This window comes from Bacteriovorax sp. BSW11_IV, from assembly GCF_000447755.1.
Lineage (GTDB): Bacteria > Bdellovibrionota > Bacteriovoracia > Bacteriovoracales > Bacteriovoracaceae > BSW11-IV.
Window position 1 is genome coordinate 48245 of the sequence record NZ_AUNE01000005.1, and the last position, 20188, is coordinate 68432.

General features: G+C 35.8%; 19 protein-coding genes and 1 tRNA gene. 13 read left to right on the forward strand and 7 right to left on the reverse strand.

Annotated features, from left to right (window positions below; translation table 11 throughout):
• The gene (locus M899_RS01795) at positions 1–870 is read right to left on the reverse strand and encodes a hypothetical protein (protein WP_034727361.1); all 870 of its coding nucleotides are present in this window, start codon (positions 868–870) and stop codon (positions 1–3) included.
• A gap of 54 nt (positions 871–924) precedes the next feature.
• On the opposite strand from M899_RS01795, the gene galU reads away from it, so the two are divergent.
• From galU to M899_RS01810, 3 genes are all read left to right on the forward strand, one after another.
• Positions 925–1812, forward strand: coding sequence for a UTP--glucose-1-phosphate uridylyltransferase GalU (gene galU, locus M899_RS01800; RefSeq protein WP_021269647.1), 888 nt, complete (start codon positions 925–927; stop codon positions 1810–1812).
• Between the two features lie 3 nt (positions 1813–1815).
• Positions 1816–2811 (forward strand): hypothetical protein, encoded by a 996-nt coding sequence (locus M899_RS01805; RefSeq protein WP_021269703.1) that lies wholly within the window; start codon positions 1816–1818, stop codon positions 2809–2811.
• 94 nt (positions 2812–2905) lie between these two features.
• Positions 2906–4870: a hypothetical protein gene (locus tag M899_RS01810; protein ID WP_021269686.1), complete on the forward strand. Its 1965-nt coding sequence runs from the start codon at positions 2906–2908 to the stop codon at positions 4868–4870.
• Between the two features lie 31 nt (positions 4871–4901).
• Here the strand turns inward: M899_RS01810 and M899_RS01815 are convergent, their stop codons facing one another.
• Positions 4902–6347 (reverse strand): hypothetical protein, encoded by a 1446-nt coding sequence (locus M899_RS01815; protein WP_034727363.1) that lies wholly within the window; start codon positions 6345–6347, stop codon positions 4902–4904.
• Between the two features lie 45 nt (positions 6348–6392).
• Between M899_RS01815 and M899_RS01820 the strand changes: the two genes are divergently transcribed.
• The 5 genes from M899_RS01820 (at position 6393) to ychF (ending at position 11136) form a co-directional block, all read left to right on the forward strand.
• Complete coding sequence (locus M899_RS01820) at positions 6393–8327, forward strand: transglycosylase domain-containing protein (protein ID WP_021269699.1); 1935 nt, start codon at positions 6393–6395, stop codon at positions 8325–8327.
• 64 nt (positions 8328–8391) lie between these two features.
• Positions 8392–8467, forward strand: a tRNA-Gln gene (locus tag M899_RS01825).
• A 22-nt stretch (positions 8468–8489) separates the two neighbouring features.
• A complete protein-coding gene (locus tag M899_RS01830; RefSeq protein ID WP_021269671.1) occupies positions 8490–9434 on the forward strand; it encodes a ribose-phosphate diphosphokinase in 945 nt (314 codons plus the stop codon).
• An 11-nt stretch (positions 9435–9445) separates the two neighbouring features.
• On the forward strand, positions 9446–10015 hold the full coding sequence (gene pth, locus M899_RS01835) for an aminoacyl-tRNA hydrolase (RefSeq protein ID WP_021269670.1): 570 nt from the start codon (positions 9446–9448) through the stop codon (positions 10013–10015).
• A gap of 11 nt (positions 10016–10026) precedes the next feature.
• Entirely contained in the window at positions 10027–11136 is a 1110-nt protein-coding gene (gene ychF, locus M899_RS01840) for a redox-regulated ATPase YchF (RefSeq protein ID WP_021269660.1), read from the forward strand.
• Here the strand turns inward: ychF and M899_RS17380 are convergent.
• A complete protein-coding gene (locus tag M899_RS17380; protein ID WP_021269653.1) occupies positions 11133–13193 on the reverse strand; it encodes a lytic transglycosylase domain-containing protein in 2061 nt (686 codons plus the stop codon). The two genes, ychF and M899_RS17380, sit on opposite strands and share 4 nt — an antisense overlap.
• On the reverse strand, positions 13186–13755 hold the full coding sequence (locus tag M899_RS01850) for a hypothetical protein (RefSeq protein ID WP_155897034.1): 570 nt from the start codon (positions 13753–13755) through the stop codon (positions 13186–13188). The genes M899_RS17380 and M899_RS01850 overlap by 8 nt, the downstream gene beginning before the upstream one ends.
• A gap of 141 nt (positions 13756–13896) precedes the next feature.
• On the opposite strand from M899_RS01850, the gene M899_RS01855 reads away from it, so the two are divergent.
• The 3 genes from M899_RS01855 to M899_RS01865 are packed head-to-tail and all read left to right on the forward strand — an operon-like array spanning position 13897 to position 15781.
• Positions 13897–15036 (forward strand): Mrp/NBP35 family ATP-binding protein, encoded by a 1140-nt coding sequence (locus tag M899_RS01855; protein WP_021269645.1) that lies wholly within the window; start codon positions 13897–13899, stop codon positions 15034–15036.
• Positions 15037–15038: 2 nt separating this feature from the next.
• The gene (locus M899_RS01860; RefSeq protein ID WP_021269680.1) at positions 15039–15575 is read left to right on the forward strand and encodes a hypothetical protein; all 537 of its coding nucleotides are present in this window, start codon (positions 15039–15041) and stop codon (positions 15573–15575) included.
• 14 nt (positions 15576–15589) lie between these two features.
• Positions 15590–15781, forward strand: coding sequence for a hypothetical protein (locus tag M899_RS01865; RefSeq protein WP_021269694.1), 192 nt, complete (start codon positions 15590–15592; stop codon positions 15779–15781).
• A gap of 11 nt (positions 15782–15792) precedes the next feature.
• On the opposite strand, the gene M899_RS01870 is transcribed toward M899_RS01865, so the two are convergent.
• Positions 15793–16479, reverse strand: a complete 687-nt coding sequence (locus tag M899_RS01870; RefSeq protein ID WP_021269682.1) for a transporter substrate-binding domain-containing protein — start codon at positions 16477–16479, stop codon at positions 15793–15795.
• Positions 16480–16697: 218 nt separating this feature from the next.
• On the opposite strand from M899_RS01870, the gene M899_RS01875 reads away from it, so the two are divergent.
• Entirely contained in the window at positions 16698–17534 is an 837-nt protein-coding gene (locus M899_RS01875; RefSeq protein ID WP_021269675.1) for a hypothetical protein, read from the forward strand.
• A gap of 82 nt (positions 17535–17616) precedes the next feature.
• Positions 17617–18330, forward strand: coding sequence for a protein-glutamine glutaminase family protein (locus M899_RS01880; RefSeq protein ID WP_021269704.1), 714 nt, complete (start codon positions 17617–17619; stop codon positions 18328–18330).
• Between the two features lie 39 nt (positions 18331–18369).
• On the opposite strand, the gene M899_RS18640 is transcribed toward M899_RS01880, so the two are convergent.
• Positions 18370–19323: an electron transfer flavoprotein subunit alpha/FixB family protein gene (locus tag M899_RS18640; protein WP_021269648.1), complete on the reverse strand. Its 954-nt coding sequence runs from the start codon at positions 19321–19323 to the stop codon at positions 18370–18372.
• 16 nt (positions 19324–19339) lie between these two features.
• Positions 19340–20128 carry an electron transfer flavoprotein subunit beta/FixA family protein gene (locus tag M899_RS01890; protein WP_021269652.1) on the reverse strand — a complete coding sequence of 263 codons (789 nt, stop codon included), beginning with the start codon at positions 20126–20128 and terminating at the stop codon, positions 19340–19342.
• Positions 20129–20188 lie beyond the last annotated feature (60 nt).

A 20188-nucleotide genomic window follows, 5' to 3' on the forward strand; every position in this document is an offset into this window, starting at 1 on the left:
TTAGAACCTATAAGAAAGAGAGAATGAGGTTTCTTTGATTTTCTCTGATTCTTGGTTTAGTTCTTCGTCTTCATTAAGTGTTGTATTTTTGATAGCAAAATTAACCACCAATCTTGGTTGAACCCAAGTTAGGCCAGCACCAGTTGCTTTTTCTTTTCTACCTTTATCTTCTGAAGCACCAAATCTAATGAAAAAATCGTTGTAGACTTTAAATTGTGCTGCTGCGCGAACAAGTGAAGAAGTAGAAAGTTCTTTATTATAATCGGCCCCACCATCAATCATTAAACTAATATAGTCTTTAAACATATATTGCAGACCGACGATGGCCCTTGTTTCATGAGGTTTAACTTGGAAAGGGTCATTAACAACAACACCCATTGAAAATTCACGATTTACGAAATGTGAAACTCCAAAAGAAGAAACATTGTATTGCTTTTTATCACCATCAATAATTTCATTAATTCTTTTATAAGTGACACCGAATGCGGAATTTTTACCGGCCATAGTTGCCATTGAGGCCGCAAACTGTTTTCTTTCTTCGTTATTATCAGATTGCTTTATATAACTGATATTGCCTTTCATCGAACCCTTAGTGTCTGAAAGAACAACACCGAGAGAATCAGACTCAATAGTGTTTGCATTTTCAGGGGTTGAATCAATATTAGTCTTTTGCAAATAAAGCGCAGACATATTGAAATAAGCTAAAGTTGATGGGTTTAAAAACGACGCTTCATCAACCAGTGGTGTTGCAATACCAGTACCTGCAGTTGATTTCATACGAGTCGTTTCGTAGTCAATTAAGCGTGCATGTGTCTTGCTTATACAAAGTGAAAGAACTAAAATGAGAGAAATTTTTGAGGTTAGTTTCATAGAATACCCGATAATATTAATCATCCTTAATTAATACAAGATAGGATCAGTATAATGAAAATAAGAAAAGCTGTCATCCCTGTTGCAGGAAAAGGGACAAGATTTTTACCTGCGACTAAGCAAGTACCAAAGGAAATGCTTCCTATCATTAATACGCCAATGATTCACTATGCTGTAGAAGAAGCCGTTAATTCAGGTGTAGAGGAACTTATATTCGTTACATCGTCTGGAAAAGAAGCAATCGAGAACTATTTTGATAGAAATCTAGAACTTGAAAGATTCCTAGAAGTAAATGGTAAGCATGAGATGTTAAAAACAGTTCATAGAATTGGAACCATGGTTGAAATCGTTTCAGTAAGGCAAAAAGAGCAATTAGGACTTGGACATGCAATCAATTGCGCTAGAACATTGATTGGAAATGAGCCTTTTGCTGTTATTCTAGGGGATGATATCATTCTTCACGAGACGCCTATTACAAAGCAATTGATTGATGTTTCTGAAAAATTTGGTGCAAAATCAGTTATTGGCGTAATGGAAGTCGATAGAAACGAAACAAATAAGTATGGTATCGTCGATGGGAATTTTCTAGATGGCAGTAAATCTACTCTTCTAATGAATAAAATGGTTGAAAAACCAAGACCTGAGGATGCCCCTACTAATATCGCAACACCAGGAAGATATATTTTAACAGCGGAGATTTTTGACTGCTTAAAAGAAATCCCTAAGGGTGTTGGCGGTGAGTATCAACTAACTGATGCTATCAATATGCTTTGTGGTAAAGATCAAGTTTACGCACATATCTTTAAAGGGGATCGATTTGATACGGGATGTATCGATGGCTATCTCGATGCCACTGTAGAGTTTGCATTACGTGATCCGCAGACAAGAAAGATAATGGAAGAAATTATTAAGGAAAAAGTAAAAAAATATAACCTTGGATAAAAAATGAAAAAATGGATTTTTTCGCTAGCACTTATTTTAAGTTTTAAAATTACTGCAGCAGTACCAACAGCTGAGGGATTACTTCGCAATCCTAACAATAACGACATCACAGGTAATCTTATATTACTAAATGTTAGCGTCCTTCACACGATGACAGGGGAACTAAGTGATGAAGCAGCAGAGACTACGAAAAAATCGAGCTTGGGCTATTACAAGTTTCTTCTTAATAACGAAGAAAGAAGAAGTGGGGAAATAATTCAAGGGCAGTACTTTAACTCATCTTTTTCTGATCGCGAGATTGCAAGATTAGATTCATATAGAAACCTAGGGGCCACTCTTCAAAGTGATCAGATTATTGAACGTGAATTATTTTATTCTTTGATGATGATGTTTGCGATGAACGAATCAAAGTATATGGGTAATTTCATCAAAAAGTATTCTTCTGACTTCAAACTAAATAATGAAATGTTGAATAGAGAAAAAGTAAAATTACTTGATGAGTATAAAAAGTATTTAACAATGATCAAGGCAGACCCAAGTTTAAAGGATCATGTAAAATCTCCCTTGGCAAAAGAAGGCGAAGAAGAAGCTAAAAAAATTAAAGAGATCATGGATTCACCAACGTACGATGATAATAAAAATGTTGAACTCGTAAAAATAGGTGAAAACTTTTTTTGGAAAGTTAAATTTGATAATGGGGAAATGATGTTCTCAAATGAAGAGCATCAGCTACAACAAATGACTTTAAACTTTGGTGGGAAGAAAATTAATGTTTATGCTCTCGAATATTTATTATTTGATGGCCAACATGAAATGCCAAAGAAAATTAAAATTGAAATGGGTGATGGGAATACATATGACGTAAGTATCCTAGTCTATAAAGATATCCTTTCTAAAAATAAAACATTTAGTGAACGTCTAAAAGACTTGAAGACTGTGCAATCAAATGTTGACGTAAAAACTAGAGAGCCTGTGTTTCCAATGGGCATAACTTACTAAAAACACTGAAAACCTATAAAAATAGGTCAAGTTTTTTTCCTGTGATCCGAAATGAGTAGAGAAGTGGGACTATACTTATTAAGGACACAGGCTTATGAAGAATTTTTACAAAATCCTACCAATTTTTACTCTGGCAATAAATGCCACACAGGCCCTTCCTTTTAAAAGGATTGGAGCAGGGACAAAAATTAGTAGCGAGAGTACATCTTCTAATAGATCATCAGGAACAGTTTCTCAGCCAGATTATACAGATACATCAGGTGGAGAATCAGTTTCATGTTCGAGAGGAGATATGGGGAATAATATCTCATATGACTTTCTTAGAACGGTCATGGGTGATGAAGACATCGCTATTGCAAAAAGTGAAGATGGCTCACACTTCAGAATGATTTTTCCAAGTTATGTTTCTGCATGTCTTGATCTCGATTTCGATGTAAAGACTAGCGATAATAATTTCTATATTAAATTTAAAAATAAATATTCATTCGACTATAGTGCATTAGCTAATGAAGGTGAAAGCAGACAAGCTTTTGAATCATTAACAGCAGAAGAAAAGTATTATAGATGTCTAGATAAACAGTATCCTGATATTGTTAAAAATGGAGAATTCGATCGTGCGAAAGCGAACGAATTAGATCTGTTAGAAAACAAAACGATAGAATATCCACTTACTGGTACGAATAAAGAATATAGCTCAAAGGCCTATATTGTTTCACCACTTCATAGTATCTTTAATGGCGTTGCTCACGGTAAGAAAGAAGAATACCGAGCTCCTCGTGAGAGTGATTGGCAATGTACATTTGCAGAGAATATCAATAGACAAAAAGACGTCTTAGTTTACGAATCTCAAATGGATAAAGATATTCGAAAGGCCTATGAAGCTTGTAATTCAGAAGATCTGAAAAAAGTTTTTACAGAGCTATCGAGACTTAAAGATTCGAGAACAGTTGGTAACTACGGTGATCTAATCAATGTTCTTGAAAATGTTAAAGATAAACTTAGAGAACAAAAAGCGGATGAATATTTAGCCAGAATGAAAGAAATCGAAAGACAGTTTCAACCTTCAGAAGAAGATATTGAAGAGGGGCGCGAGTTTGGAGTTGCTGGTAGAGATGAAGCAAAAGAGCTTGTTGATGAATACTTTAAAATTTTAGCTGAATATGATTCTCTAATTCTTGATAGTGCAATCGAAGATCTTTATGAGCTTCAAGTTGTTAGAGCGAGAGCTACTCCAGAAGAAAGAGTTGCGATTGATAAAAGAGTTGAAGGCCTGAACTCTTTGATTGGAAGATTTAATAAAGATTCTAATGAAGATGATTTCAAATTTATGGTTGATGCAATGAAAAACTATAATATGAAGAATACAGGTAAGAATATCTTTGCAACTAAGTCAAAGTCTCTTCACTTTTCGAATGTGTATTTTGAAAGAGAGAAGAAAGAACGTGGTAAAAAGTTAACTTTCAAAACGGCTGAAGCAAATATGAAAGCTGATCTTGATAAATTTTCTAAGCAAACACTTAGAGAATGGCAAGATGTTGCGGATCTAAGAAGAGGAAGTACTAAGCCTCTAGATAGAATCAGACAACAAATGAACAGAACTCAACAGCAGCAGCAACAGGCGTATCAGACTTATTATCAGAACTATCAAAAGGACTATAATAAGAGCTGTAAGCCAAATATCTTAGGATACGTGAATCAGTATTCATGTAATTTGTTCCAACAAAGACAGAATGCTAATCAATATATCCTTGGTAGAAATATGCAAAATTTTCAAGGGAATCTAACTCAACAGAATTCTCTTTTTAGAAATTATGAGCAGATCTATCAAAATGCTCTGATGCAAAGAAGTATTGCTAGCCAAGGAGCACCAGGAGGAACGGCAGACATGTTTAATATGTGGGGCTATTCTGGAGATTTTGGTATGGGTTCTACTGCAACAATGACTGGTGGAATGCCAATGGGGATGCAACTACAAATGCCTCAGTTGCAACAGCAACAACAGCAAATGCAGATGCCTAGTAACGTAATTCAATTATCAAACCCAATGGGTGGATATTAAAAAAAAAGGCTCCTAACGGAGCCTTTTTTATTTAGAATTTCATACCAACATTGGCCTGTAATAAATAAGAGTTTGATGCTTCATTTTTAACATTAGCATCGTTGGTGAATGACCAGTAATCACCTGTGAAAAGGTAAGCAGTGTTCACACCAACTTCAACAGCTTCATTCCATTGGTACTTGAAGCTAAGATCTACTTCCATACCAAGATCATCTGATTGATTTGCATTAGCAGAGTTAACCAATGTTTGAGTTTGGTGATTGAAAAATGTTTCACCCTTTTGAGCAACTTCGTTCGCTTTCGCCCAAATGATAGCTGTATCCCAGGTCCACTTTTCATTTTTGTATTGAGCTTTAACTTTTCCATACATTGCATTTGTTACATATGAATCGTAAACAGATTGAGTATCATCTGTAATGGCGTGCATATTGTATCTGAAAAGAAGATTAGCAACTTGGAAATTTGGGTTTAGGTAAGCAGCTTCAAATGAAGAAGTTGTCGCTCCTTGACCACTAACTTGACCAGCGTCGAAACCAACTGACCATGTATCAGAAAGTTTATAGTTAGATGAGAAAAGAATCGCTTGCGCTTTGTATTTAGTATTTCCAGTAGTTGTTAAATAGTGACCAAGCTCTCCAGAAAATAGAGGTACTTCTAATTCGAATGATAGATCACTGAATTTTTTTCTGAAGTAGAAATCTGTGACTTTAACATCTGTTTGACCAAGAGTAACACCTGCTGGGCCATTAACATTTTTCTCTGAATATGATGAACTTGTCTTAACACCGTAAAGAACACCAAAGGCCATATCGCTATCGATATTATCGTAAAGTAGAGTGATACCAGTTTCTTTAGTTCTATGAGATCTTGTTAAAGAACCATCAGAAGAAATTCTTGCGAAATAAGGATTGATGAAGAAGTTACCAATCTTCAGTTTAGCAGTGATTCCATCTCTGATAAATGAATGACGGTCCCAAAGGTTGTCACCAGAGTTTTGAACGGCCCCAAGACCCCAATCAGCAGAGTGACGACCAATTACATAAGTTGCAGAATCAGCATAAAGCTCCATGTAGAGCTTATTAATGTTTAATTGGTTATCAGATGTTGTTGTATAGTGGTAAGGAACCTGACCACCTTTTTTACTTTTTTGATCGTTTTCACCAACGCGTCCACCTCTTCCATAGCCAGATGTTAATTCTGCTTTGAAAGTTGCTGAATCATTAACGATTAGAGTTGGATTAAGTCTGAACACATAACTTTGGAAAGAAGCGTTTTGCTTTGAACCATCAGTTAAAGCAACCTCTTGTGATCCAGAGTTTGTCGTAACAGGTACGTTATTTGTCTTTGCCTTTACTCTTCTGTAGTTATTAAGGATAGAAGAATCAACTCCGAAAGCTCCATGCCAATCAATTGGTAGAGAGTAAGCTGAAGTTGAAGCTAGCATCATTGCTGCTAATAAATTTTGTTTCTTGAACACTTGCATTCTCCTGCGGGAAATGGTGCGATAAAATACTTTGGGAAAATGATATATGATAATAAAAGTTATCGTCAAAATAATAAGAGAATTGGGCAAGGTGTTAAAGTTGTGAATGTTGTACTAAAAATCGTTAAATATACATTAGTTGTAATCACAGCAATGCTGTTAATCGCAGTGTTTTACGCTACTGGGATAATCTCAACAGTTGATCTGACGCCATTTGAGAGGATTGTAAAGAACAGTGAAATATACTCTACAAAAATTAAATTTGAAGAAGGTGCTCTCGTAAATAGAGAAGAATTCGATTTATTTCTAAAATTTACAAGATCTGAATCATATCCAAGTGATTTCTTGAATAAACTGGTTTCAACAGGTGTTTTGAGAGTTCGCGCAAAAGATTATGAAATTCTGAAAGATTTTGAAACAGAAGGACTCTATAGAAATGACTGTAAAGAACTATACTGTTTTCAAAATTATCAGCTATTTCAAAATATCCCATCAGACATGTGGAAAGGGTTGATTGGAATTGAGGATTTTAGATTTTTGTCACACTCTGGTGTTGATTTTAGATCAATTCTTAGAGCAATTATTATTGATATTAAAGAAATGCGTATGGTTCAAGGTGGATCTACTTTGACCCAACAATTAGTTAAAAATCTCTATCTAACAAATGAAAAAAAGCTAAGTAGAAAACTGAAAGAATTAATTATCTCCTTGTACTTAGAAAGCAAATACGAAAAAGATAAAATCTTAGAACTTTACTTTAATGAAGTTTTCTGGGGGAGTATCAATGGTGTGCGTGTAAAAGGTGTATATGCTGCATCTGTACTCTATTTTGGAAAAAGACCGGCCGAGCTTACACCTTATGAGTCAGCAATTTTAGTAAGTATGCTTAAAGGACCGAATTATTTCCACCCAATAAAGCATATGGAACGATTGAAAAAAAGAGCTAACGTTGTTTACGAAGTTTTGAAAGAAAAATCGATGACGCCAATTACGATAAATTACAAATGGAATGATGTAACTTGGTCAAATTGGTCTAAGAATCTCGAGAAAGAAAATAATAAAATACTCTACCGATCATTGTGGTGGACCACAACAGAGGAGAGCCGTTTTGATGAGTATGAGAGATATGTTTTAAAAATAAAAGCTCTCGAAAAATTGAGTAGTGCAAATTATGAAAACTTGGCGTTCAAGGCCATGATTAAAGATTTGCAGACATCGAATATTTATTCATTCTACTCTAAGTATGAACGAGATAAAGAGAAAGCAATCAAAGAAGAAAAACATCAAATTGGTAGTACGATTAAACCAATTGTGTACGGGATATATAGAAAACTTGGCCTGGATTGGAATGAAGAAGTCTCGACGGCGCCCATTACTGTTAAATTGAAATCAGGAGACTGGGAACCTAAGGATTCAGAAAAAATTAATGAGGAATTTGTTACGGCCTCTGAGGCCTTGGTTCGATCAATTAACAGACCACTGATTCGGCTTGCTGTGAAATATGGATTTGATGAAATTGAAAAAGAGCTTTCACCAAAACTGCCTGATATGAAAAAACCTCTGGCCGAATATCCAGCACAACTACTAGGTGCTTATGAAATTTCTATGGGCAGCTATATGGATCTTTACGAAAATTTCATCATTGATAATTGTAAGGATTTCGAAAATGACTCAGTTCTTTTAGTTCTTTCAGATCCCACAAAGACAACGGTGAGAAAGGCCGTAGGAAAAAACTTAAGAGAAATGAGATTTTTTGGTAAAACAGGAACGACCAATTCTGGTTATGATAATTGGTATGTTGCATTTGATGGGCGCTATTTATCCCTATTTTGGTTTGGATATGAAGGGGCCCGTGATGGACAAATGTTAAAACTCTATGGAAGCACGACGTCATTCAAGGTTTTCAATGATTATAGTAGAGATAAAGGAAAAAGATTTAACGAGCTAAGTTGCGAAATAATTAACAACCAGTAGAATTTTCATGTTGTCAAAAGGACGTTAGCGAGTTATATTTTTTGACATTGTATTTCAAATACACAGGGGTATCGACAAGTGGCTAAGTCAGCAGATTTTGATTCTGCCATTCGAAGGTTCGAGTCCTTCTACCCCTGCCACTTCTAAGCTCGTGGAGAGGCAATGAAAAGAATAGTCCTGGTATCAGGCAATTCAAATCCAAAATTAGCTTCCCAAATTTCCGACTTTTTAGACGTACCTCTTGTTGACCCCCAGATTGTTAGATTTGCCAATGGCGAGATTTTTTGTGAAATCGAAAAAAACGTTCGTGGTGCAGACGTCTTTGTTATTCAGTCAACATGTCCACCTGTAAATGATAATCTTATGGAACTATTGATTATGATAGATGCTCTTAAAAGAGCTTCTGCACAATCAATTACAGCAGTGATTCCTCATTACGGTTATTCTAGACAAGATAGAAAGGCGAGCCCGAGAACTCCAATTTCGGCGAAACTTGTAGCTGATCTTTTGACTGTAGCAGGAGCTACTCGAGTGATCACAATGGATCTACACGCTGGACAGATTCAAGGTTTCTTCAATATTCCATTCGATAATATTTATGCTTCTCCTGTTCTTGTTGATTACATTGAGAAGAATCTTTATACAGAAAATACAATTTTCGTGTCACCAGATGCTGGTGGTGTTGAGCGCGTAAGGCATTATGCTAAAAAGCTAAAGGCCGACATTGCGATGATCGACAAAAGAAGAACGGGTAAAAATATTGCAAAGGCCATGAATATTATTGGTGATGTTAATGGCAAGAACTGTATTATCGTTGATGACATGATTGATACTGCAGGAACTTTGATTGAAGCTTGTAAAGCACTGAAAGATCATGGGGCCACTAAAGTATACTGTTGTACAACACACCCTGTTTTTTCTCCTCCGGCCATTGAGCGTATCAAGAATTCGGAAGATTTAGATCTTGTTATTGTAACAGATACTATTCCTCTTACTCCTGAGGCCCAAAAAGTTGATAAGATTAAAGTTCTTTCTACAGCAGAGATCTTGTCAAAGGCCATCCACAGAACATTTAATAATGATTCTGTAAGTTCACTTTTTATATAGTTGGGAATGAAATGCCAAAATTAATTGTGGGTTTAGGAAATCCTGGGAGCCAATATCATAAGACTCGTCATAATATTGGTTGGGATTCCTTTGAAAAATTGTCTTTTTTCGACAAACTTAATTGGAAAGAAAAGTTCAAAGGTCTCTATTCAATTCATGATGGAGAGGACAAAATCTATATGCTCAAGCCTCAGACATATATGAACTTGAGTGGGGAAAGCGTTCAGCCTTTGATGAGTTTTTTTAAGATAGACGTAGCGGATCTTTTAGTTGTACATGATGAGCTAGATCTTCCCTATGGAACAATTTCTTTTAAAAACGGCGGAGGCCTTGCTGGGCATAATGGACTTAAGTCAATTGCTCAATGTCTGGGAACCCAAGAATTCAAAAGACTGAGAATGGGAATTGGTAGACCACAACACGGTTCAGTTAGTGATTGGGTTTTAGGTCATTACCATGAAGACCAAAAAATTGTATTTGATAAGTATTTAGAAGGATCGGCCCGTGCAATTGAATCCTATTTAAAAAGCGGTTTTTCAGTTGTTCAAGGACGTTATAATAAAAAGAAAATAGTTGAATAGAGAGGTAAATAATGGCCCTTAATTGTGGTATCGTAGGACTTCCAAACGTTGGTAAGTCAACAATCTTCCAAGCAATCACATCTGCACCAGCTGAAGCGGCAAACTACCCGTTTTGTACAATTGAACCAAACGTAGGTATCGTAAACGTTGGTGATGAAAGACTACAAAAAATTGCAGACATCGTTGGTCCTGAAAAAATCATTCCAACAATTGTAGAATTCGTAGATATCGCAGGTCTTGTAAAAGGTGCGAGTAAAGGTGAAGGTCTTGGTAACCAGTTCCTTGGTCACATCAGACAAGTAAACGCAATTGTTCAAGTTGTTCGTTGTTTTGACGATGGTAACGTTATTCACGTTGCTGGTCGTGTTGATCCGATCGACGATATTGAAATTATCAATATGGAACTAGCACTTGCTGATCTAGAAGTTGTTCAGAGAAAAATCTCGAACCTTCCAAAATTGATCAAAAATCAAAATAAAGAAATTTCATCAAAAGCTAAAATGGTAGCACCTGTTTTAGATAAACTCGTTGCACACCTTGAAGAAGGAAGACCTGCTAGAATTTTAGATCTATCTGATGAAGATCTAGAACTAGTAAGAGACCTAAATCTAATTACACTGAAGAAGACACTTTACCTATGTAACGTTTCAGAAGATTACCTTGTGGAAGACAATGAATATGTACAAAAGGTTAGAGAATTTGCTGCGGTAGAAGGTTCTGAAGTTTTAAAGATTTGTGGAAAATTAGAGTCTGAAATTGCTTCGCTTGAGTCAGAAGAAGAGAAGAAAGAATTTATGGAAGCGGCTGGAATTGAAACTTCTGGTCTATCACTACTTACAAATGCTGCTTATAAAATGTTAGGTCTTAGAACTTATTTTACTGCAGGTGTAAAAGAAGTTCGTGCTTGGACATTTAGAGCTGGAGCTAAGGCGCCTGAAGCTGCTGGTGTTATCCACTCTGACTTTGAAAGAGGTTTCATTAAAGCTGAAATTTATCACTGTGATGATCTTTTCAATCTAGGCTCAGAATCTAAAGTAAAAGAAGCTGGAAAGCTTAAGATGGAAGGAAAAGAGTATGAAGTGAAGGACGGAGATGTCATCCACTTCAGATTCAATGTCTAAAATCCATTAACTTTGAAAGACTCATTCAATGAAAGAGTGAGTCTATTATTGTTTTGAAGTAAGTTATAGAAAAAGAGATTGCGATAGATATACTTAACGTAGTCTCTTGTTTCATCATATGGAATTGATTCAATCATAATGAGAGGATCAGTTGTTCTAAAATGATTTTTCACCCAATATTTAACTCTATTTTGGCCAGCATTATAAGATGCTAATGACAGAATTAAATTTCCATCAAACATACCTAGTAACTTCTTAAAGTACTTCATTCCAATCTTCAAATTAGTCTCAGGTGTTTTTAAATCAGAAGCCACGACCCTAGAATTAAAATCTTTTGCCGTTGATGGCATAAGTTGCATTAAACCTCTCGCACCGACATGTGATTTTGCATCGGGATTAAATGCTGACTCCTGACGGATAAGTGATAGAACGAGTAGAGGGTCAAGTGAGTTATCAATTTTTTTAATTTTTTCGACATATTCAAAAGGAAAAAGAAATTTTAATGATCGGGCCTCTACTGAAAAAATATTTTGATCAAAAGATTTATAAAGAAGCTTAAACGTTTGCAGATAATTACCATTCTTATTGAAATCCTGAATAAGAGAAGATGTTAGATAGCGCTTAATTTCTTCATCTGAATAGTGCTTGTACTTATCTCTATTTTTTAAAATTTTAGTTTGTGGTGAATACAAAATTGCTGAAACTTCTTGTTCAGCATAAGAACCATACTCAAGTTGATTCCAGATAGTTAGGCGTGTAAGAGAGTTTCTAAGCTCATGAGTAAAATCATCATGTGAGACATTAAAGATATTAGACTCGGTCTGATAATGCTTAACTAAACCGTGGGGGGAAGTTTGATTATCTATCATATCAATATGCTTCAATGAGAGAATGGAATAGTAGCTTAGTGGTGAATTCTTGGTGATTAATTTAAATAAATGTCGAGCAATAGAAATTTCGTCGTTTTTAAAGAAAGAATATGAAATCCAAAATTTTGTACGCTCATCAATGTTTGGAAATTTGTTAATCAAATCATTCTTATCAATTGTTGTTACTGCATCTTTAAATTTTCCATTTAGGATATCGGCCCAAATAAGATAGAAGTAATTATCATCTTTTTGAGAATTTTTTGAGATCAATAAGGCATTAGAGTAGAACGTCTTTGCTTTCTCTCTTTCGTCTCTGTAGAGGAGGTTATATCCAGTATTGATGAAAAATTTCCAAACTTTTTCTTGTTGGATGTATTTTTCATTAGATTTATAAAAACTTAAAATATGTTCACCTGTAGTGATTAGTTGAGCATATTTTTTTTCTTTTAAATGACTTTTTCCTTCAATAAACATTTCTTCGATTGCACTGTTGAAGAATTCAGAATCTTTAGTGTTCATAACACCATTTTCTTGGATAAATGTTGTTAAAGCAGGGCTAATTTTCATTTTCTGGAGGATCGATTTTTCTGGAAATTGGTCTAGTCCACGATAAATTTTTATTAAAAAATCAGTAAGCTTCAAATGATCGTCTTCTTTCAAAGATGCTAGGTCTAAAACGGTATTAACAGTTTTCCCATTTGCTATTTTAACTTCTTCGCTTAATGAATTTCTAAAGTATATTTCGTCCTTTGGAGAGAAAGATGAAATTGAAATTTTCTCTTTTGCTAGAGTTTCAAAAAAACGATCACGGCAAAATTTTGAATAGTTTTCAGAGAGATTTTTCTTAATTGGGTTAGGGCCATTAAATTGAGTGTGTTGGTAGCAAAGTCCAGCAATTTCTTTAAAGTTTAGACCCTTGGATTTCAGCTTTCTAATATTTGCAAAGAAATTTCTTTCTACATCAAAAATGGGATTGGTTTTTGTTTTTTCTAGCACGTCTAATGTGTAATCGGTTGGCCCATTAAAACGAAGTTCACGATTGAGAGTGAGAAGGGCATTACCAAAATTTAAATCTTCTTTTTTGATGCTTTCATTATCGGGCAATATAGAAAGATCGCGGCGAGTGGCCGCGTTTACTGTAGAAGACACAAGGAACAGGAAAAGAAAAATTTTTTTTAATTTATACATGCTTTGTAAATCGCAATTGGATCTCATCTAAGTTTCTATTGATTTCTTCAAGAACAACTTTCTTATCTTCAGGTACAACGTGTACTAAGTTTTTTAGATACGAATTGACTTCACTTAAATACACAACGTCACGTTTGTAATTTTCTTTGATGGTTTCAAAAGTTTCATTAACGTCATCTTCTAGATCGCGGAAATAATCACCTTTACGAAAGAAAAGTTTCCCTTCAGTAACACCTTCTCTTATTGTCGCGAGATACTTTTGAAGTTTATAAATCGGTCCTGCAATCTTATGAGTGAAGATAATGCAAATAATGAAGACTAGAACAGAAAAGCCAATTTGCCATAAGGCCAGAGCAATAATGAGTGCATTTTTATATTGCTTCACATCAAGAATTTTTTCAGGGTTAGTGGCAGAAACGAGAGAAACATATCTTTCAATCAATTCATAAATTGTGAAAGGGTAGAAAAGACTTGAAATAATTACGAGAACCGTGATTAAAAAAGAAAACTTCAATTGGAAGCTTGGATTCACTAGATATATTCGTCTGCGGTATTGGGACACTTTCTTCTCCACTGAATGAGATATTCTTATTTAATGATAAAAGAACCTAGATATTTCTCAAGTGGTTGATATTTATTCCCTCTATCAATTGATTAGTGTAGTGAAATTCATTAGAATCTTGAGAAAATGATGAGGTGAAAAATGGATAGAAAAATTCAAGATATTTTAGAAAGTATCAAAAATCCAAATAGTGGTGAGACGCTAAAAAGCGAAGGTCGTATTCAAGAAATTAAGGCCGATAAAGATACTCTGTCTTTTACATACGAGCGTGATGGAATCACTCCTGAACAAAAAAGAATTATAGAAGATATAATTATCAACGAGTTAAAGTCTTTTTATAACGAAGATAAGATTACAGTGAAAACTGTATCAAAAAACTCTGCTGATGTTATGGCAACTAAGCCTCAAGCGGCTCCTGCACCAAAAGCACAGATTAAAAGTGGACATGGTCCTGTAGGGGCAACTAAAAGACGCGTTCCCGGTGTTAAAAATGTCATTGCGGTTTCATCAGGTAAAGGTGGAGTTGGAAAGTCTACTGTTACAGTCAACCTTGCATATGCTTTGAGAAATCTCGGGAAGAAAGTCGCAATTCTAGATGCTGACGTTTATGGGCCATCGGTTCCGATGCTTCTAGGAAAAAGAGATGCTAAGCCAGCGGCCACTGATGAAAAGAAAATCATTCCAGTTGAAAGCAATGGTGTTGGATTTATCAGCTTTGGATTGTTCATCGGTGAAGATGATGCAGTTATATGGCGCGGACCAATGCTTGGTGGTGTTTTAAATCAATTTTTATTCGACGTTAATTGGGGAGAACTTGATTACCTTCTCATAGATCTACCTCCAGGTACTGGCGATATGCAATTATCTATGGTTCAGGCCACAGAAGTTGACGGGGCCCTTGTTGTATCTACACCACAAGACGTTGCCCTTTTGGATGCGAGAAAAGGTCTTAATATGTTCAAAAAAGTAAACGTACCAATTATTGGTATGGTTGAAAATATGAGCTATTTCGTACCAGACGATGCACAAGATAAGAAATACTATATCTTCGGTGAAGGTGGAGTAGAGAAGGCTGCAACTGCACTTGAAACAAGATTTTTAGGTCAAGTTCCAATGGAAATTGCACTTAGAGAGAGTTGTGATAAAGGCCAACCATATATGGCCAATTCTAGCTATGAAGGTCGTGCAGTATGGAATGCATATATGAGTCTTGCAAAAAATTTAGAAGATGGTGACAATAGTAAAAAAGGTTTTTTCAAAAATATTTTTAAGAGAAGTTAATATTGTCATTCATTAAAACAGTTGAAGAACAAGTCGCATTTAGATTTACGGGGAGAATTAATATTCTCCTCGCTTCAAATAATCAATTCCTGGGTCGTGTTCTTTTAAACGAAGGCGTAATAGTAAACGCAACGTTCAAAGGTCAGCACGATAAGCCCGCCATGTTTTCAATTATATTTGAAGATCTTGATGGCAAATTACCCATGAAATTTGTTGTTGAGCCTGAAGTTGTTCCTTCTATTGAATGTAAAATGAAGGCCGATATAGAAAAAATAAAAAAAGAAGCGGCGCGACTATATGAGCAACATTCTAAGTCGCTAAAATTGCGCCCACCAGATAGTCTTCATCTAATGATTGATAGTGATTTTATTATTGAAGGAGCTGGTTTATCATATGACGAATTTCAGGTCATGGAGATGCTTACAGAGTTCTCAAAAGTAGGAGATCTTTATAAACATCTCGATATGTTTGACTATGAAATCACGAAAGTATTAGTATCTTTACGAAAAAAGAAGGCCTTAAAAGTTATCAAAGTATAGAAAGGGGAAGGCGCGTGAAATCTCAAGTGCACAATCAAGGCGAATTAAAAGAGTTAACAGTTAAAATCGAAAAGAACGTTGTTGAATCAATTGAAAGAATGTCACAAAACTCAGGTCTTTCAGTAGATGAGATCGTAGTTATTGCTCTTAAGAGATATAGAGCTAGCCACTCTGACTATGATGGCGCATCAGTAAAACAAGAATAAGAATTGAGACCTCATTTATGGGGTCTTTTTTTTAAGTATTGATTCAGTCTTTGCAAAATACTTGGCCACTTTGCGCTTGAGATATTTAATGCCCCCATATCCGTTTTTAAGTTATTACAAAACGCCAATTTATTAAAAGCTTCATAATTTTTCTGCAAATAAAAGAACTCGGAATCCGCCATGTATCCTGCACTAATTCGTTCTTTAAGAACTAATTCGAGAATTTTGTAATTGGTTAAATGTTGATCAAGACCAACCTTATTACTAATAATTTCTGGATTAAAAATAAAAGGATAGCGTTCTGTAAGAGATCCTAGAGATTTCAAGCTCTTAAGAGAGTCTGGACATGGGCTTAATGTAACAAGACCCTCTAAGTATTCGAAAATATTATCACTGTAATAGAGTAATTGATCTTCTTTTAGGATGGACTGCTGATTTGGGCCGTCAGGGAAGAGAAAATCAATGCTCCCATTTTGAAGCTCTTTTAGTCCGCGATGATAGTTAAGCGGTATATATTGGAACTTTAGGCCCTCACTTTTTGCAAAACTATCTAAAATTGAGACGGCCAGCCCCTGTGGATCGTTATTATGATCATAATAGAGGTAGGGAGCTCTATCATTTTGAGGTACTCCTACCTTGAAATAATCGTATTCATGCCCATAAACACTAGCTATGAGCAGAAAAATGACTTTAAACATGTGCTTATTATAAACAGGAATGCGTATTGAATGTTGTAAAAAATGTGCATAATTATTAGCGACTGTTTAAAGTTTAATCGGCCCTATATTATTTACTGAATGCCCTCTATACATAAAAACAGTAACTTAACCTTAAAAAGTGACGAACAAATAAACATCTTAGAATTTTCGTAATTGGCACGCCCCTTGCTTAATAAAAGCCAAACAGGGGAAATGTTATGAAACTATTTAAGATGAACAAAACAGTATTTACAGCAATGGCCGCACTAGGATCAGTTGTTGTTATGGCCGGTACTTATAATACAGTAATGGTTAACAGTACTGAGTTCATGAAAGATGAAGAGATCAAGTTTGTTAAAAGATTTGATAGCTCTGAAGTTCGTAATGTTGCTTCAACTGTAAAAGCTCCAGTTCAAACTAATAATGATGTAGAATTTGTAGATAAGATTCAAGAAATTGAAGAAAATATTGTTCAACCAGTTCAAGCAGAAATTCTTTTGAACGATGAGAACAGAGAAACAGTAATTGATAGAGCTCTATTTCCAGATAAGACAAGTGAGATTCTTAAAGGATCAAGAGTATATGGTGAACTTTCTCTAACTGAAAATTCAATTGAAAGCCTAAGCTTTTCACTTGAAATCAGTGAGACAGAAGTAATCGAATTCAACCGTGTTGCAATCGATCTTCAAGCTGGTGGATCATTCCAAGTTGATTATGAAGGTGAAGTGATCTCTGGTATCGTTGCTAATAGCGGTAAAGGTGGAGTTCAAGTAAACTTTGCAACTGGTCAGTATAAAGGTCTAGTTCTAACTTTTGTTACTCAAGAACAAAAAGAAGAATTAATGGCAAAAGAAGAAGAAGCGCAAAGATTTAAAGAAGAAGAACTTGCTGCAAAAGAAGAAGCTGTTGTTGATCACGCTGTTAATGAAGCATCTGAACAAGCAAGCTACGATAGACAAATGCTAGCTGAAGAAGAAGCAAATGCTCACCAAGTAGAAATGCTAAGTGAAGAGCAAGCTGAAGATCAAGCAGCACAAGAAGGGTACGAGTGGTAATATTGAAAAAAGTCCAAGGAAGAAGGAAAATATAATGAAAACCGCCCCTCGAATGAGGGGCTTTTTTAAGGGTAGGGTTTTAATGAAGTTGTTATGTATATTCGCTCTTGTTTTAACGATGAATTCATTTGCTGCAAAAGAGTGCAACGACAATGCTTTTTACGGACAAGACACAGTCTGTGCTAATAGTGTTGAAAAGTATCCTAGTTCTCGCCTAGTAAACTATAACAATATTGAAGCAACTCTCGTGTCAAAATCTGATGCGAATAAAATATTTGATAACTTAAAAAAATATTCAAAAATTCCTTTCCAATTTAATTATGCTGGTTGTGAAGAGCGTGCCTACGAAATGGCAAGACAGCTTGATCTTGATGGAATTAAAGTTTTAAAAACTTTCGCAACGGTAGATACAAATAAGCCAGAGCGTTTATACCCACCAAATTATTGGCGTTATCACGTTGCTATTGGTGTACTTGTTAAAGAAGGAAAGGACTATGTTCCTTATGTTATTGATCCATCTCTAATGTCTGGACCTGTTAAGGCCAGTGAGTGGGTTGGTAAAATGAAAAAACATAATAAAAAAATGGAAGTATCTTTTCATGTCTCAGAACAAAAAGTATACGATCCAGAAAGTAGAATTGTTGTTTCTTTTGATGATGAAGACTTCAGAAAAAGCATTGCCGAAGATCTCGAAAAACATGAAATGTGGAGCCATGAACCAGATGGTGGAATTTCAAGTTATCAGTATGAAAGAGAGATGATTGAGATGCAAATGAATAGATGGGGAATGTACTAAGATAAAAAAAAGGCCCGCTTTCGCAGGCCTTTTCTTTTATTAAGCTAGAACTTTTTTGAATTCTTCAGTTAGAAGTGGAACGATTTGGAAAAGGTCTCCAACGATTCCGTAGTCAGCTTTTGTGAAGATAGGAGCATCTGGGTCAGTGTTGATAGCAACGATAACCTTAGAAGTTCTCATACCTGCAAGGTGCTGGATAGCTCCAGAAATACCACAAGCAATGTAAAGAGTTGGAGCAACTGTTTTACCAGTTTGACCAACCTGCATTGAAGGAGCAGCAAATCCTGAATCAACAGCAGCTCTTGAAGCACCAACTGTAGCACCAACAACATCAGCAAGTTCGTTTAGAATTTTGAAGTTGTCAGCAGACTTCATCGCACGTCCACCAGAAACGATGATATTAGCTTCTGTAAGGTCAAGCTTCTCTGAAGCACCTTTGATGATTTCTTTAATCATAGCGCGGATTTCTCCAGCGTTTGCAGAAACTTCAGAAGCAGCACCCGCACCAGCAGTTGCATTTTCTGGCATACCAAGAGCGTTTGGTCTAACAGAAACAAAGTGTGGCTTTGGACCTGTAATTTCAACTTTAGCAAGACACTTTCCTGAGAACATTGGTCTTGTTCCAGCGAAAGCTCCACCATCCATTGTGAAGTTCGTAACTTCAGATGCCATACCAGCATCAAAAGCACCAGCTACTCTTGGAAGAAGATCTTTACCAAGTGAAGTTGCACCAGCAAATACATAATCGTATGACTTGCTAGAGATAAAATCTTTTAGTGAATTTGTATAACCTTCAGGAGAATAGTTATCCAAACCTTTGATTGAGTGAACGTTTGCAGCGCCATACTTTGCAAGTTCAGCTACAGCAGCAGCTGGAACTTCACCGAAAGCAGCAACGTCAACAGTGTGACCTGCAAGTTTTCCTAGAATTTCAAAAGTTACTGACTTAACTTTGTCGCCAGAAACTTCGGCAAGAACTAATACGTTGGCCATTATATAACTCCTTAAATTAGATTACTTTTGCTTCTTCTCTTAGAAGCTTAACAACTTGAGAAACAACTTCAGCTTGTTTCCCGTCATCCATAGCATCAAACTTCTTACCAGCTGGTTTTTCTGGAGGAAGTTGGAAACCAGAATACTTCACTCTTCTGTCGTCAGCAGAAACACCTACGTCACCAAGAGAGAAAGTTGTTAATGGTTTTTTCTTCGCTTTCATGATTCCTGGAAGAGAAGCATATCTAGGAGTGTTAAGTCCTTTGTTACAAGCAATTACTGCAGGTGCAGTAACGTCGTAAACTTCAAGAGCTCCACCTTCGATTTCTCTTTTTAGAGTGTACTTTCCACCAGCTTCGTTGCATTCAACTACAACAGAAACGTGAGGAAGGTTCATAAGCTGACCAAGTAATTGAGGAACTTGAAGACAGTCATCATCAATTGCTTGTTTACCTGTGAAGATTACTGATGGTGCTTTACCAGATTTTTCGATTGCACCTTTGATGGCCTTAGCTGTCATATAAGAGTCAAGGTTGTCGTCCCCTTCAACTAGGATAGCTTCGTCAGCACCCATAGCAAGAGCTGTTCTTAGGGCCTCAGTGTCTTTTGTTCCACCAACACGTACAACAGTTACTGTCGCACCAGAGTTAGCAGCTTTAGTTAGAAGAGCTTGCTCAACAGCAAATTCATCATAAGGGTTCATGATCCACTTAATTGAAGTCGTTTCAATAAATGAACCGTCTGCTTTAGGCGTAATTTTAGTTTCCGTGTCCGGAACCTGCTTAATACATACGAAAATGTTCAATGTTAGCTCCTTGAAAATATTTCTTTAGCAATTACTAATCTTTGGATTTGAGATGTTCCT